The sequence below is a fragment of the Pseudomonas sp. H3_E04 genome (assembly GCF_054668915.1).
The window spans coordinates 539,460-555,398 of record NZ_CP162797.1 but is presented as its reverse complement, the minus strand read 5'-3'; the positions used below and the strand labels follow the sequence as shown (position 1 = coordinate 555,398).

At 63.5% G+C, this 15,939-nt stretch carries 6 protein-coding genes; 1 reads left to right on the top strand and 5 read right to left on the bottom strand.

Translation table 11 applies throughout. From position 1 onward, the window contains the following. Window positions 1–11 precede the first annotated feature (11 nt). From AB4N53_RS02565 to AB4N53_RS02550, 4 genes are all read right to left on the bottom strand, one after another. Window positions 12–7,835 carry an amino acid adenylation domain-containing protein gene (locus AB4N53_RS02565; protein WP_460117879.1) on the bottom strand — a complete coding sequence of 2,608 codons (7,824 nt, stop codon included), beginning with the start codon at window positions 7,833–7,835 and terminating at the stop codon, window positions 12–14. After that, the gene (locus tag AB4N53_RS02560; RefSeq protein ID WP_460117877.1) at window positions 7,832–11,233 is read right to left on the bottom strand and encodes an amino acid adenylation domain-containing protein; all 3,402 of its coding nucleotides are present in this window, start codon (window positions 11,231–11,233) and stop codon (window positions 7,832–7,834) included. The genes AB4N53_RS02565 and AB4N53_RS02560 overlap by 4 nt, the downstream gene beginning before the upstream one ends. 187 nt (window positions 11,234–11,420) lie before the next feature. After that, window positions 11,421–12,404, bottom strand: coding sequence for a TauD/TfdA family dioxygenase (locus AB4N53_RS02555; RefSeq protein ID WP_460117875.1), 984 nt, complete (start codon window positions 12,402–12,404; stop codon window positions 11,421–11,423). A gap of 39 nt (window positions 12,405–12,443) precedes the next feature. Next, on the bottom strand, window positions 12,444–13,184 hold the full coding sequence (locus tag AB4N53_RS02550; RefSeq protein ID WP_460117873.1) for a thioesterase II family protein: 741 nt from the start codon (window positions 13,182–13,184) through the stop codon (window positions 12,444–12,446). Window positions 13,185–13,320: 136 nt separating this feature from the next. On the opposite strand from AB4N53_RS02550, the gene AB4N53_RS02545 reads away from it, so the two are divergent. Next, a complete protein-coding gene (locus AB4N53_RS02545; RefSeq protein WP_460117871.1) occupies window positions 13,321–14,454 on the top strand; it encodes a cupin-like domain-containing protein in 1,134 nt (377 codons plus the stop codon). A gap of 201 nt (window positions 14,455–14,655) precedes the next feature. On the opposite strand, the gene AB4N53_RS02540 is transcribed toward AB4N53_RS02545, so the two are convergent. Next, window positions 14,656–15,828, bottom strand: a complete 1,173-nt coding sequence (locus tag AB4N53_RS02540) for an MFS transporter (RefSeq protein WP_460117869.1) — start codon at window positions 15,826–15,828, stop codon at window positions 14,656–14,658. Window positions 15,829–15,939: the final 111 nt, after the last annotated feature.

Genomic DNA, 15,939 nt, shown 5'->3' with positions numbered 1-15,939 from the left:
GTTTTTCCCTCTCAAGAAATCAGTTTTTCCAGATCATCGAGGGATAGACGTTTGAGGGCCTCCAGTGATTTAGCCAATTCATCCTGAACGGGCGACATTTCGACGCGCAGCGCTTCAATCCGCGCGCAGAAATCCTTGAGGGTGTCGGTTTCGAACAACGCCTTGAGCGGCACCTTGTCGCCGAGGCGCTCCTGCACCCGAGTCACCACCAGCGTCGCCAGTAACGAATGGCCGCCGAGCTGGAAGAAGTTGTCCGCCAGCCCTACCCGCTCGACTTCCAGCACTTGCTGCCAGATCGTTGCGACCTCCCATTGCAGATCGCTTTGCGGCGCCTGGTATTGCTCCTGCGTCGGGCCCTCGCCCAACGCCATCAGCGCCTTGCGATCAAGCTTGCCGTTGGGCGTCAGCGGGATCGCATCGATCAGGTGCAGATGCCCCGGCAGCATGTGCGCCGGCAAGCGGCTGACCAGCGCATTGCGCACCCGCTCGGCCAGCGTCGACCGCTCGCTGTCCGGCGCGGCGACGAGGTAGGCATGCAGGTGTTTGCCTGCGGCGCCGTCCTGCGCCAGTACCACCGCTTCGCGAATATCGTCGAGTTCCAGCAGGCGCGCTTCGATCTCGCTGAGCTCGATGCGGAAACCGCGAATCTTCACTTGATGGTCGGCGCGACCGATGTACTCGATGTTGCCATCGTCGCCCTGGCGCACCAGATCGCCAGTGCGGTACAGGCGCTCGCCGTTGCTCGCGTAAGGGTTCGGCACAAAGCGTTCGGCGGTCAGCGCGGCGCGGCGCAGATAGCCACGCGTCACCCCGGCGCCAGCGAGGTACAGCTCGGCCGCCACGCCCTCGGGCAGCGCCTGCAACTGACTGTCGAGCAGGTACGCCACGGTGTTATCCAGCGGCCGGCCAATGTTCGCCCGGCCCTTTGGCGTGCGCAGGGTGAAGGTCGAATAAGTGGTGTCCTCCGACGGCCCGTAGAGGTCGTAGACCTGCCGCACCTGAGTGCTGGCGTAGAGGCTGTCGACCAGACTCTGCTTGAGCGGTTCGCCGGCCAGATTGATGGTACCGACCGACGATGGAATCTGCGCGGCCCGTTGCAACGCGGCAATCGCCGACGGCACGGTATTGATCAGCGTGACCTGATCGCGCGCCGGCAAATCGGCCAGCGCCAGAGCGTTGTCCGCCAATACCAGACAGCCACCGCAGGCCAGCGTGACGAAGATTTCCCACACCGACAGGTCGAAGCAGATCGACGTCGAAGCGAGCACACCGCGCAATTGTTCTTCGCGATAGGCCGCCGCCGACCATTGAATCAGCGCCGACAGATTGCCGTGGCTGATCGCTACGCCTTTCGGTTTGCCGGTGGAGCCGGAGGTATAGATCACGTACGCCAGATTTTCAGCCGCGAGGTTAACCCGCGGCGCAGTGGCCGGGTATTCGCTGGCGACGCTCTCGTCCACCAGCAGCACCTGCGCACTCAAGGTGTCGGGCAGCATCGCCAATGCCGCAGGCTCAGTGAGCAGCACCGCCGCGCGGCTGTCGTCGAGCATGTGCAGCAAGCGTTCCTGCGGGTAATCCGGGTCCAGTGGCACATAAGCGCCACCGGCCTTGAGGATCGCCAGCAAGCCGACCAGCATCTGCGGCGTGCGGCGCATGCACACGCCGACGCGCACTTCCGGCCCGACGCCCATGCCTTGCAGCTTGTGCGCCAGACGATTGGCCCGGGTATCGAGGCCTTGGTAATCGATGGATTGCTCAGCGAACAGCACCGCGTTCGCCTGCGGCTGACGTTGCACTTGCGCGGCGATGTGCGCCAGCACCGTGCGTTGATCCGGCGTGGCAACCGGCGCCTTGCCCCACTCGATCACTTGTTGCCGTTGTGGCTCGGCGAGCAGTTGCAGCGCACCCAGCGGCTGCGTGGCGTCGGCGAGGAATTGCTCGAGCAGGCCTTGCAACTGCCCACTCAATGCACTGATCGCTTGAGCGTCGAAACTGGCCTGATCGTAACTTACGCCCAGACTCAGCTCGCGGCCGGTGATCGCCACCAGCGTCAGCGGATAGTTGGTCTGCTCCTGACGGCGGATTGCCGAGAACTTCAGATCCGTTTGCGGGCCCTGCGCCAAGGCCTCCGCCATCGGGTAGTTTTCGAACACCAGAATGCTGTCGAACAACGCCCCGGCACCCGTACCGGCCCAGCGCTGAATGTCATACAGCGGCGTGTGTTCGTGCTCGCGCAAGGCCAGGTTGAGAGCCTGCACCTGTTGCAGCCATTGATTCACAGCGATCTCGGCCGACGGTGCTGCCACCACTGGCAACGTGTTGATGAACAGGCCGATCTGCTGCTCGACGCCCGGCAAATCGATTGGCCGTCCGGCGACCGTCGCGCCGAACGCCACGTGGTCCTGGCCGGTGTAGCGCTGCAACAGCAGCAGCCACGCCGCTTGCACCAGTGTATTGAGGGTGACTTTCTGCTCGCGGGCGAAGCGGTTCAGTTCGGCGGTCAGCTGTTCGCTGAACACATGCTCGTGATCGGCATAGCCGCTGGCCGCGTGCCTGACCAGTATGGCGCTGGCCAGTCGCGTCGGCTGTTCAAGGTCCGCCAGCGCCGCGCTCCAGAACTGTCGACTGGCCTGTTGATCACGTCCCCCGAGCCATTCGATGTAATCGCGATAACGCCCCTGCCCTGCGCTCGGTGTGATGCCGGCGTAACGCTGCAGCACTTCGCCGAACAACTGCGAAGTACTCCAGCCGTCCATCAGGATGTGATGGCAGGTGTAGATCAGGTGATGGGTGTGTTCAGCGCTGCGCACCAGCGTCACGCGCAACAGCGGCGCGTCGAGCAGATCGAAGCCACGTTGCAAATCTTCAGCGGCGAGGTGATCAAGCGCGCAATCAAGATCATCGCGCCCGCGCCAGTCCTGCACTTGCCAAGGCATCTGCACACGGCTGCGCACCACTTGCACCGGCGCGGCGGCATCCTGCGGCCAGACGAACGCGGTACGCAAAATGTCGTGAGCATCAACAGTCTGCTGCCAGGCCTGGCGGAAGCGCTCGGCGTCGAGCTGCTCGACATCGACGCGCATCTGATTGGTGTACGCCGGGCTGTCCGGCTCGTTGCGGCTGTGGAACAGAATGCCTTGTTGCATAGGCGACAGCGGGTACAGATCGACGATGTCACGCGGCGCCATCGGCAGCGCCGACAACTGCGCTTGCGTGAGATGGGCGAGGTTGAAATCCGACGGTGTCACGCCACCGTGGCCGCTCTCGCAGCAATGTTCGATCAGGCGTTGCAGTTCGCGGCGATACGCCTCGGCCAACGCCTCGATGGTCTCGGCGCGGTACATGCCGCTGCCGAAGGTCCACGTCAGCTCCAGCTCAGCGCCGAGCACCTGACCGTCAACACTCAGCCAATTGCCCAGCGGCGCCTGCCCATCCTGATTGGCGCCGGTGCTGTCGGCGCTCGGCAGGAACAACGCGCCTTGCTCAGCGCTGAACGCGCCGTCGAACTGGCCGAGATAATTGAAGGTCACCCGTGGTTGCGCCAGCGTCTGCAACTCGGCAGAACGCGTGAGGTAACGCAGCACGCCGTAACCGATGCCTTTGCCCGGTACAGCACGCAGTTGCTCCTTGATCGCACAAAGCGATGCAGCGGGACTCGTCTGCGGGGTCAGGCGCACCGGGAACAGGCTGCTGAACCAGCCGACCGTGCGGCTCAGGTCGACGTCGTCGAACAGGTCTTCACGACCGTGACCTTCGAGCTGGATCAACACCGACGGCTGCTCGCTCCAGTCACACAGCACCCGCGCCAAAGCCGTCAGCAACAGGTCGTTGATTTGCGTGCGATAAGCCGCCGGGGCGACTTTCAGCAGCTTGTCGGTCAGTGCCGGGCTCAAGCGCGTACTGGCGCGGGCGGCCTGGGCGCGGGTCTGGCTGTCCACGGCGAAATCTCGTGGCAGTGCCGCGTCATCCGCCGCAAGAGTCTGCTGCCAGTAAGCGCCTTCGGTCGCCAACGTTTCACTCTGAGCATAACGGTGCAATTGCCCGGCCCAGTCGTGCAGCGAACTGCTCTGGCCTGGCAACACCGGCGCCGTCCCCGCCGCCAATGCCTGGTAAGCCAGCTGCAAGTCTTCGAGCAGAATGCGCCACGACACGCCGTCGACCACCAGATGATGAATCACCAGCAACAAGCGCTGCTCGGCATTCGGCAGAGTGACCAGCACCCCACGCAGCAAATGCCCGCGTTGCAGATCGAGGCTGCGCTGCGCCGCGTCGGCCACGGCCGGCAAGGCATCGAGACTTTCCAGTTCGCGTGCCCAGAGCAGTTCGGCATCGCGCTGAGTCTGCGGCAACGCCTGCCAGCTATCGCCCGACTGCACGAAGCTCAGGGCCAAGGCCTCGTGCTGTTCCACCAACGCTGCCAGCGCCGTACGCAGATGCGCGGCGTCCAGGGCCAGGGTCGGTTGCAGCATCACTGACTGATTCCAGTGCTGGCGCTGGGCAATCGGCGTGTCGAAGAAACGCACCTGGATTGGCAGCAACGGCAACGGCCCGCGTGCCACTGGTGCCGCGATGGCAGCCGGTTTGGCTTCGATCAGTTTGGCCACAGCAGCCAGTTGGCCTATGGTCTGTTTTTCGAACAACTGCTTGGGGCTCAGCTTGATCCCCTGGCGCTTGGCGCGGGCGATGATCTGCAAACTGAGAATCGAGTCGCCGCCCAGTTCAAAGAAGTTATCACTGCTGCCGACCCTTTCGAGCTTGAGCACCTCGGCCCAGATCGCGGCCAGTTTTTCCTCGATCTCACCGACCGGCGCGACGAACTGCTGGCTGACCACCCCGGGCACTGGCAACGCACGCTTGTCGAGCTTGCCGTTGGCGGTCAACGGTAGCTTTTCCAGCAACACTAACTGCGCCGGCACCATGTAGTCCGGCAGCCGCGCCTGCAATTGCTCGCGCAGATCCTGCGCCTGCTCCTTCGCGCCCACTGCCGGCACGCACCACGCCAGCAGTTGCAGGCGCGCCGGATCGTCATCCATTGGCAGCGCGAGCACGGCGGCTTCGCTGACGCCATCAAGGCTGAGCAACACCCGCGCAACTTCCGCAGGCTCCACACGGTAGCCGCGCACTTTGACCTGATCGTCGGCACGACCGATGAATTCCAGCGCCTGCTCGCGATTGCGCCGGACCCGGTCGCCGCTGCGGTAGACCCGCGCGCCCGCTGCGCCGAACGGGTCGGGCAGGAAGCGTTCGGCGGTCAGCGCCGGCTGATTCAGGTAGCCGAGGGCGACGCTGTCGCCGCCGATGTACAGCTCACCGGCAACCTGATCGGCCACCGGGTTGAGCACATCGTCGAGCACATAGACATGGGCACCGGCCAGCGCTGTGCCGATTGGAACACTGCGCGCCAGCGCGGCGAGCTCTTCGACCTCATGAGTCAGCACGCCCACGGTGGTTTCGCTCGGGCCATAGTGGTTAATCAGGCGGCAGCCCGGTTTCAGTTGCTGCACACGCTCGACCAGCGCTGGCGAACAGGCTTCGCCGCCGACGATCAGTGCGTGTTCCGGCAACACGTCGGCAGGCTTGGCCGCCTGCAACAGCGCGGCGAGATGCCCAGGAACGATTTTCAGCACGCCCACGCGATGGCGGGCCATGTATTCGGCAAAGCGGTCCGGGTCGAAACCGAGTTCTTCCGGCAGCACATGTAGCAGTCGACCCGAGCACAACGCACCGAACAGCACGGTGAAGCCCAGGTCGGCGGCGATGGTCGAGACCAGCGCCATGCTCGCCTCCGGCGCCGGCGCCAGACGCTCGAGTATGCCGCGCACGTAACTGCCCAGCGCGCCGTGGCTGACCAGCACGCCCTTGGGTTGCCCGGTGGAACCGGAGGTGTGAATCACGTAGGCCGGCGACTGCGCATACAGCGTCAGCTCAGGCGCGGACGTCGACAGTGACTGCCATTGCCCCGGTGCAAACTCCAGACCCTGACAGCCCTCAGCCGCCAATTCGCTGACCCGCACATCGCCTTCAGCACCGATCAGCGCCCGCGCCTGCGCAGCGCCGAGCATCTGCTTCAGGCGCGCGCTTGGCGCCTTGACGTCGAGCGGCATGTACACCGCGCCAGCCTTGAGAATCGCCAGCAGGCAAGTCAGCCAGTCCAGCGAACGCTCGAGCAGCACCGCCACCGGATCGCCGACATTGACGCCCTGCGCACGCAAATAATGGGCGAGACGATTGGCTTGTTCATCCAGCGCCTGGAAAGTCACCGTTTGCTTGAGATCACGAGCGGCCAGCGCCTGCGGCTGCCGCGCCACTTCACGCGCCCAGTGCTGCAACACCGTCAATGCCGGTTCGTGTTGAATTGAAAGCGCAGCGGGCCGTGGTGTGGCAACCGTGTGCAGTGGCGCCTGCGGCGAGTTGAGCAACTGTGTAAACAGATCCAGCAACATCGGTACAAAACCGGCGACCGTTTCCGCCCGATAGAGATCGCTGGCGTAGGTCATCTGGCCATGGATCAGCGCGCCGTCGTCGGTGATATCCAGCGCCAGATCGAAATGCGTGCCGTCCTTGGCCAGCGGGTATTCGCTGACGGTCAGGCCGGGCAAAGCCATCGAGCGCTGTTTCTGCATGCCGACGTTCTGGTTGAACTTGGCCTGGAACAACGGGTTGTGGCCCAGGGTGCGTTCGGCGACCAATTCGTCGACCAGTTGCTCGAACGGCAATTCCTGATGTGCCTGTGCGCCGAATGCCGCTTCACGCACCTGCGCGAGCAAATCGGCGAAACTGCCGCGCTCATCGACCTGGCAACGCAGCACTTGGGTGTTGACGAAGAAACCGATCAGCCCTTCGACTTCGGCACGGCCACGGTTGGCATTCGGCACGCCGACACGAATGTCGCGCTCGCCGGCCAGACGCGAAAGGAACAGCGAGAACCCGGCCAGCACCAGCATGAACAGGCTGATGCCCTGGCTGCGGGCAAAGGCATTGAGCTGTTGTGACAGGCCGGTGCCGAAATCGAAGCTCAGGGTCTGCCCGGCGAAGCTCTGGCTCATTGGTCGGGCAAAGTCCGGCGCCACTTCCAGCAGCGGATGCTCGTCGCCCAGTTGCTGACGCCAGTAGTCGAGCTGGCGCTCGCCCTCCCCGGCCTCCAGCCAGCGCCGCTGCCAGATCGCATAGTCGGCGTACTGCAACGGCAGCGCCGGCAATTGCGGTTCGCGCTGCAGGCTGAAGGCCTGATAGCACTGCACGAATTCCTTGACCATGACGTCCATCGACCAGCCATCGGAGACGATGTGATGCATGCTCACCACCAGCACGAACTCATCGTCGGCCAAAGCAAACAGGCTGGCGCGCAATAACGGGCCATGGCGCAGATCAAACGGTTGCGCGGTGACGTCTTGTACGTGTTGCGCGAGCAGTTCTTCGCGCTCTTGCGCGGCGGTGCCGGTCAGATCGAAGCGTTCCAGCGCAATACTTTGTTGCTCGAGAATCAGCTGATGCGCTTGATCGCCGTCGGTGTGAAACACCGTGCGCAATACTTCATGGCGCGCCAGCAGATGATCGAACGAGCGGCTCAGGGCCGACTCATCCAGCCGGCCTTTCAGACGCAAGCCAGCGGCCATGTTGTACGCGGCGCTTTCCGGTTCCAGTTGCCAGAGAAACAGCAGGCGCTGCTGGGCGAATGAAAGGGGAATCTGCGCGCAGTCGTGGCGGCTGACCGGCAGCGGCAACAGGCTGAAATCCTTGCCCTCCTCGCGCAATTTGGCGAGAAACAGCCGACGCTGTTCCAGCGACAAGCCGACGAACCTTTTTGCAATACGTTCCGCCATCGTGCCGCTCATACTTCTTCTCCTTGCAAAGCATTCATGAACTGATCCATGTCGGACCAGTCGTCGTCGCCGCTAACCTCGGCCAGTTGCCCGAGCACCTCGGCCAGATCCGCCAGCAGCGGTTTTTCGAACAGGCTGCGCAGCGGCAGCACCACACCCATCTGCTCCTTGACCCGGGCAATCACCTGCGCGGCCAGCAACGAATGGCCGCCCAGTTCAAAAAAGTGATCATCCAGGCCCACACGCGGCACGTGCAGCACCTCGGCCCAGACTTGCGCCAGACACTGCTCGGCCGGCGATTGCGGGGCGCGGTAATCGCCCTGCAACTGCGCCGGATCCGGCGTCGGCAAGGCCTTGCGGTCGAGCTTGCCGCTCGGCGTCAGCGGCAGGTTCGCCAGCAACAGCAGATGCCCCGGCACCATGTAATCCGGCAGGCTGGCTTGCAGCGCAGCGCGGGTCTGCTGACGGAATGCCGCTTGCGTCGCCGCGCTGGCGAGCACCGCAGGTTCTGTCACAACGTAGGCGACCAGTTGCGCACCGCCGGCGAATGGCACCGCCAGCACCACCGCTTCGCGAACGCCCGGACATTGCTGCAGGCGCGATTCGATCTCGCCCAGTTCGATGCGAAAGCCACGAATCTTCACTTGATGATCGACCCGGCCGACATACTCCAGCGCGCCATCGCCGCGCAGCCGCGCACGGTCGCCGGTGCGGTAAAGGCGCTGGCCGTCGGCGCACGGGTCGGCAATGAACCGCTCAGCGCTGAGGCTCGGCTGACGGTGATAACCGCGCGCCAGCCCCGGCCCACCGATGTACAACTCGCCCACCGCACCTTGCGGCAGCAGGTTCAGATCATCGTCGAGCACGTACAGACGCCGCGCCGTCAGGCCCTTGCCGATCGGTATGCCGCGCCACGACACGTCCTGCGCGGTCAGCCCGCTGCAGTCATGAATCGTCGAGACCACCGTGGCCTCGGTCGGGCCGTAGGTATTGAGCAGGCGCACATGGCCGAGCCCGGCCTGCTGCCACAAGCGCAAGCCGTCCACGGCCATGGCTTCGCCGCCGACGTGAATCTGCCGCAGCGCGCCGAAACTGGCCGGCGGTTTCGCCGCGTATTCCTGCACCAGCCAATACCAGTACGCCGCCGGCAGGTCGGCCAGGGTGATGCCCTGATCGATGATGACCTGATGCAGTGTCGCGCTGTCCCACAACGGCGCGTCGCGCATGATCACGCTGGCGCCATGGCACAGCGGCGGGAAGAACTGCTCGACGAAACCGTCGAAGCTGCTGGTGGCGAATTGCAGAACCCGGTCGCCTTCGCGCAGATCGCTGTAGTCGATGGCGCGGGCGATGAACTCGCTCAGCGCGCCATGACTGACCGCCACGCCTTTCGGCCGTCCGGTGGAACCCGAGGTGTAGATCACGTAAGCGAGGTTGTCGGCTTCGACCGTGATCGACGGGTTGTCGCTCTGCTCGCTGGCGGGCAATTGCTCCAGACACAGGCACTCGATGCCGTCGAGCGGCGGCAGGCTGGCGAGGCTTTGCTGATCACTGAGCAACAGTTTCAAACCACTGTCAGCGAGCACATGGCGCAAGCGTTCGGCCGGGGTCTGCGGATCCAGCGGCACATAAGCACCACCGGCCTTGAGCACGGCCAACAGCGCCACCGCCAGTTCCAGTGAACGTCCCAGCGCGACGCCGACCAATACGTCCGGGCCGACACCCTGTGCGCGCAACTGATGGGCCAGACGATTGCTGCGGGTGTTGAGTTCGTCGTAGCTGAATGTCGGCGCAGGCGCTGTGGCCAACCGCACCGCCGGGGCTTGCGCAGTGCGCGCGACTTGCGCTTCGAACAGGCTTTGCACGCTGGTGAAACGAGGCGCTGGCGCGGTGGCCTGGATCAACCCTTGGCGTTCGTCTTCGGCGAGCATCGCCACTTCGCCGATCAACTGCTGCGGATCACGGCACACCGACTGGAGAATGTTGCGCCAATGCCCGGCCAGCGCGGCAATGGTTGAGGCATCAAAAATATCCGTGGCGTAAGTGAAGGCAGCAAACAGTTGCTCGCCCTCCTCGCGGGTGTCGAGCATCAGATCGCTGGTGGCCGCGTGTTGCCGAGCACTGCCGGCCAGTTGTTCCTCGCTCAGATAGCCCACGCGCAGGCCCGAAGCGAGTTGCGCCTGGTGCAGATCGGTGACCAGCGGCTGGTGGTTGAACATCACTTGGAACAGCGGATTGTGGCTCTGGCTGCGCGCCGGTTGCAGGGCTTCGATCAGGGCGTCAAAGGGCAGATCCTGATGGGCCTGGGCGCCGAGTGCAGCCTGGCGCAGGTTCTGCAGCAGCTCGGCGAATGGCGTTTGTGCAGTAACCGCGCTGCGCAGAATCTGGGTGTTGACGAAGAAGCCGATCAGCCCTTCGGTTTCACTGCGGGTGCGGTTGGCGATCAGCCCGCCGACACGAATATCGGTCTGACCGCTGTAGCGATGCAACAGGGTCTTGAACGCCGCCAACAGCACCACGAACAAGGTAACGCCCTGGCGCTGGGCAAGGTTTTTCAGCTCTTCGCGCAAGGCAGCGTCGATCACCGTTTCCAGGCGTGCGCCCTGATGGCTGGCTTGCGCCGGATAAGCGCGATCGGTGGGCAATTCCAGCACCGGATGCTCGTCGCCCAGTTGCGTGCGCCAGTAGTCCAGTTGCCGCTCGCGCTCGCCGGCCTCCAGCCAACTGCGCTGCCACAGCGCGTAGTCGCGGTAATGCACGGTCAAGGGCGCCAGCGTCGGTTCACGCCCGGCGACCAACGCGTCGTAAGTGCGCATGAATTCGTCGATCAGAATGTTCATCGACCAGCCGTCGGCAATGATGTGATGCAGGGTCAGCAGCAGCACGTGTTCCTGCGCGGCCAGGCGCAACAGCCGCAGACTCAGCAGCGGGCCGTTCTGCAGATCGAAGGCCTGGGTCGCTTCGGCCATCATGTGCTGCTGCGCCTGCGGCCAGCGCTGGGCTTCGGGCAACTCGCTCAGGTCAGTCAGGGGTAGTTTCAGAGGCTGAGGCTCGGCCACGCGCTGGAAGGCACGCTCGCCGTCCTGGCCGAAGGTGGTGCGTAAACATTCGTGGCGCGCAGCCAGACGGCTGAAGGCCTGTTCCAGCGCCTCGACGTTTAGATCGCCCTCCAGACGCACAGCCATCGGCAGGTTGTAGGCTGCGCTGGTCGGCTCCAGCTGCCAGAGAAACCACATGCGCTGCTGCGCGTAAGACAGGCCGTCACGCTCGGCGATGCCGTCGCAGGCGGTCATGGGCAGCTGCGCAAAATCGATGCCTTCGCGGGCCATGCCGACGAGGAACAAACGGCGTTTGTCCTGGGGCAATTCGATAAAGCGGCGGGCTAGTTTCTGTGCGTCTGCGGCATTCATGCGTGGAGTCCTTGCTGATCGGCGGCGTGACCTGGAGACCCGGTCGTATCAACAAGAACGAATGGCCCGCGCGATGATTTAGCGCGCCAGCGGCAATCGCGGCCCGACGGTACAAAGGCCAGGCAGACAAATGCCGAAGCCAGTACAAGCCCGGCTTCGGCATTTAAGTAGAAGAGTTGCGAAGCGTTCAGCCCGCGTCCTGCGAATGCCCCTCGGCCATCGCCACGATGACTTTGCGCGGCCCTTCGAACGGTGAGCGCGCGTGAGCCGAAAGCATGTTGTCGAGCATCAGCACATCACCCTCCTGCCAGGGAAAACTGATCGCACAGTCGTCGAGCACCGCACGAATCTGCGCCAGCACCTGGTCCTCGATCGGCGAGCCGTCGCCGTAGTAGACGTTACGCGGCAGGTCTTCTTCGTCGACGATGTCGAGCAGGCTTTCGCGCACGTCCGCTGGCAGGTTGGAGATGTGAAACAGGTGCGCCTGATTGAACCAGACGTGATCGCCCGTTACCGGGTGCACCGCTACCGCCTGACAGGTCTGGCGCGTGCGTAGCTCACCGTCGTCCTTCCACTCGCAGATAATGCCGTGGGCTTTGCAGTAGGCCTCGACGACCTCGCGGTCTTCGGTGTTGAACACGTCTTCCCAAGCCACATCGAGGCCATTGCCGAAGTTGCGCACGTACATCAGGCCTTTACTGACGAAACGCTCACGGATCGCCACCGGGATGCGTCGGTACACTTCGCGGCTGTCGGCAATCGGCGTCTCACCGCCGGACTTGGCGGCGATCATGCTGTAGAACCAGATTTTCATCGGCCAGTCGCGCGAATACGCCTGTTCGTTGTGCAACGGAATGCTCTGGTGCGCCGGGTATTCGGTGGAGGTGTACACGCCCTGGGTGACGTTGGTACGCGGCGTCGAGCCGAACTCGTAGTTCAGCAAGGGATGGCCGAAGCTCGCGGCAAACTGGCGAAACTGCTCGGCGCCGTCGAGGCGAAAGCCGCGAAACAGCACGCCACCGTCGCGCAGCAGATGCTCGTCGACCAAGGCCTTCAATTCATCGAATACCGCCAACAGATCGGTGTCGGCATCGCCCGCCTCGACCAGCAGCGGCAAGCGCCCGCGCTGCGGCAGCAGCGGCCGCACGGAAAATCCCAGAGCAACAGCCATGACTGGCCTCCTGAATATGCGTGATAAATAAGTCGCGTCTCAGAACGCCGGTTGCGCGGCCTGCGCATGGCGCCGGTGATGCGCTTCCAGATGCGTCTTGATCGTGCGAATGACCCGCGCCTCGTGCTCATGAATGAAGAAATGCCCGCCGGTCATCATGTCCACCGAGAAACTGCCCAAGGTCTCTTTGCTCCAGCCGATCAGTTGTTCGGTGGTAGCGCGGTCTTCCTTGCCACCGAGCACGTGCACCGGGCAATTGAGCAAGGGCCGCTCGGCAGGCGTGAAGCGCCCGCACATCATGAAATCGGCACGCAGCACCGGCAGCGTCAGGCTCATCAACTCTTTATTGGCGAGGACTTCTTCGCTGGTGCCCTGAAAGGTGCGCAGCTGTTCGATGAGTTCTTCATCGCTGCGCGGTTCGGCAAAGCCGCGGTCGTAGTCGCTGCGCATGGTCGGCGCGGCGGTGCCGGAGGCGAACAGCGCCAGTGGCTCCGGCACACCCAACTCGCGAAAGGCATGGGCCATTTCGCAGGCGAGCAATGCACCGAGGCTATGCCCGAACAACGCGTACGGGCCTTGCAGCCCCGCTTTGTGCTCGCGCGCCAGTTGCCGCGCCAGTGCGCGCATGTCGGTTTGCAGGGGCTCATCGAACCGCGCGCCACGCCCCGGCAGTTCCACCGGTTGCAATTGCAGCCACGTCGGCAGTTGGCGCCGCCAGCGGCTGTAAACCATGGCGCTGGCGCCCGAATAGGGCAGGCACAGCAATGTCAGCTTGGTCACCGCGCTTTCCTTGAAAAATGTGTCTGCAAGAAAGACGGATCACTCGCCGGACAAATTAGTCGCCCTGCCGTTAAATTCTCCCGCCAGCCGCTCGTTGCCTGTTCAGGAAAAAAACAACAATCGCGAGGGAATCACCGTGGACCTGCAGAGCATTCTGGACAAGTTGTTCGCCAACGCCGGCGCGGTCGGCATCGAGGGGGTTTTCCAGTTCATCTTCAGTGGGCAACAGGCCTACTGGTATGACATCAAGACCAGCCAGCGCACGGAAGTCGGGCGCCACCCGCGTCCGGACGTGACCATCGAAGTCGCGGAAAAAGACTTTCTCGGGATCATGGCCGGCGTGGTCAACGTCGAGGAGCTGTTCGCCAGCGGTCGCCTGAAGATCGGCGGCAACATGGGCCTGGCGACAATGTTGCCGCAAATCATCGACCACGCCCGCCAGGGTGGCGGCACGGTGGAAAAGGTCGACATGAACAAACGCTACCCGACGCCATCGCGCTTCAGTGAAAAGCTCACTGCCGCGCTGCCGCGCCAGACCAGCGTCGAACGCCGGGCGCGCGCCGAGTTGAGCCGACACGAATTCGAAACCCGTTATCTGCCCAACGGCATTCCGTTGGTGATCAGCAATGCGCTGCACGACTGGCCGTTGTTCAGGCTGAGCCGCGAAGAGTCGCTGGTGCATTTCGCCGAACTGCAGGGCATCACCCGCCATGGCGATTATGTGAAGAAGACCTTTTCCACCGAGCGTGATTTCCGCTCGACCTCGATGGCCGAGTTCATCGCCTCGCTGGACAGCCCGGCAGTCAAAGGCGCGGACGGCGAGCCGCCGGCGTACATGGGCAACAACATTCTGCCCGCGCAATTGTTGCAACAGATCCAGTACCCGCCCTACTTCGACACGTCGCTGTTCATCCCGCCACGTATCTGGATCGGCCCCAAGGGCACGCTGACGCCGTTGCACCGCGATGACACCGACAACCTCTTCGCCCAGGTCTGGGGCCAGAAGAAATTCACCCTCGCCGCGCCGCATCACCGCGAAGCGCTGGGCACTTGGTCGACCGCGCCCAAAGGTGGCCTGGATGGCTGCGATTTCAACCCGGATGCCCCGGACTACGGACGTTTCCCGGAAGCGCGGGAGGTAACGTTTTTGCGCGTGACGCTGGAGGCTGGGGATCTGCTGTTTTTGCCAGAGGGCTGGTTCCATCAGGTGGAGTCGGTGTCGACGTCGCTATCTGTCAACTTCTGGATCAACTCAGGACGAGGCTGGTAACCCCATTTCCTGTAGGAGCGTAGGAGCGTAGGAGCTGACGAGTGCAACGAGGCTGCGATCTTTTGATCTTGATCTTGATCTTGATCTTGATCTTGATCTTGATCTTGATCTTGATCTTCAAAAGTCAAAGTCAAAGTCAAAAGATCGCAGCCTCGTTGCACTCGTCAGCTCCTACGCTCCTACGCTCCTACAACAGGATTGTTATTTCAAGTGACGGAAACTTTGAAACGCTGAAACCAGCACCACCGCCCCCGCTGCGATCGCCAGCCAGAAGCCGCTGCGCGCGCCGAACGCGTCTACCAGCGCGCCGGAGCCGGCGGCGCCGATTGCCACACCGATGCTCAGTCCGGTCACCAGCCAGGTCAGGCCCTCGGTCAGTTTGGCCGGTGGCACGATGCGTTCGATCAACGCCATCGCCACAATCAACGTCGGCGAAAAAAACAGCCCGGCGATAAATACCGCGATCGACAAGCCGATGATGTTGCTCGCCAAAAGCAGCGGCAGCGTGGTCACCGCCGTCGCCACGCCGCCGTAGAGAAACAGTCGCGGCAGTGGCAGTTTCGAGCGCATCGCACCGAAGGCGATGCCGGCCAGGCACGAGCCTATGGCATACACCGACAAGACAATGCTCGCCGCTGCCGGCTGGCCCTGATGTTGAGCGAAGGCGACGCTGACGACATCGATGACCCCGACGATCACGCCCATCGCCAGCATCAACGCCAGCAGCCATTGCACGTCAGTCGAGCGAATGATCGAGCCCTGATGCTGCGACTCCTGCGCGTGCACCGCTGGCTCGGTGCTGCGCTGGGCGACAAACGCCGTCACGCCGATGGCCAGCGCCAACAACGCTGCCAGCGGCCCGGCCTCGGGAAACACCGCGACCGACAAACCCACCGACAGCGGCGGCCCGACGATGAAACACACTTCGTCGAGCACCGATTCCAGCGCATACGCCGTCTGCAATTGCGCCTGGCCCCGGTAGATTTCGGTCCAGCGCGCCCGCACCATCGCCGACATGCTCGGCATGCACCCGGCCAGCGCTGCAAAGACGAACAACATCCAGTTCGGCGCCTGCAAACGCGTGCACAGCAGCAACATCAACAACCCGCCGCCACCGGTCAGCGCTGCGATTGGCAGAATCCGCCCCTGCCCATGACGGTCCACCAACCGCGATACCTGCGGCGCGCAAAACGCCGTGGCCATGGCAAACGTCGCCGCCACCGCCCCCGCCAGCGCATAACCGCCGTTCAACTGCGCAAGCATGGTGATCAGACCGATACCGGTCATGGAAATCGGCATGCGCGCCAGCATCCCGGCCAGCACAAACGCACGGGCGCCGGGGGCGGTGAACAATTCGCGGTAGGGGTTTGCCATCGATTGCAGCCTCATCAGGGGCGGCCAAGTTGCCATAGCCTTGAATGCCGTGGAAGCGCGCAATTGTTAGCGGTCTGTGAAGGCCCCTTCGCTCGCACACTCGAAATGCAG

Excerpts from the sequence above, each read along its gene's own strand:
- AB4N53_RS02565 (WP_460117879.1), bottom strand. The coding sequence starts at position 7,835 with ATGAGCGGCACGATGGCGGAACGTATTGCAAAAAGGTTCGTCGGCTTG.
- AB4N53_RS02560 (WP_460117877.1), bottom strand. The coding sequence starts at position 11,233 with ATGAATGCCGCAGACGCACAGAAACTAGCCCGCCGCTTTATCGAATTG.
- AB4N53_RS02555 (WP_460117875.1), bottom strand. The coding sequence starts at position 12,404 with ATGGCTGTTGCTCTGGGATTTTCCGTGCGGCCGCTGCTGCCGCAGCGC.
- AB4N53_RS02540 (WP_460117869.1), bottom strand. The coding sequence starts at position 15,828 with ATGGCAAACCCCTACCGCGAATTGTTCACCGCCCCCGGCGCCCGTGCG.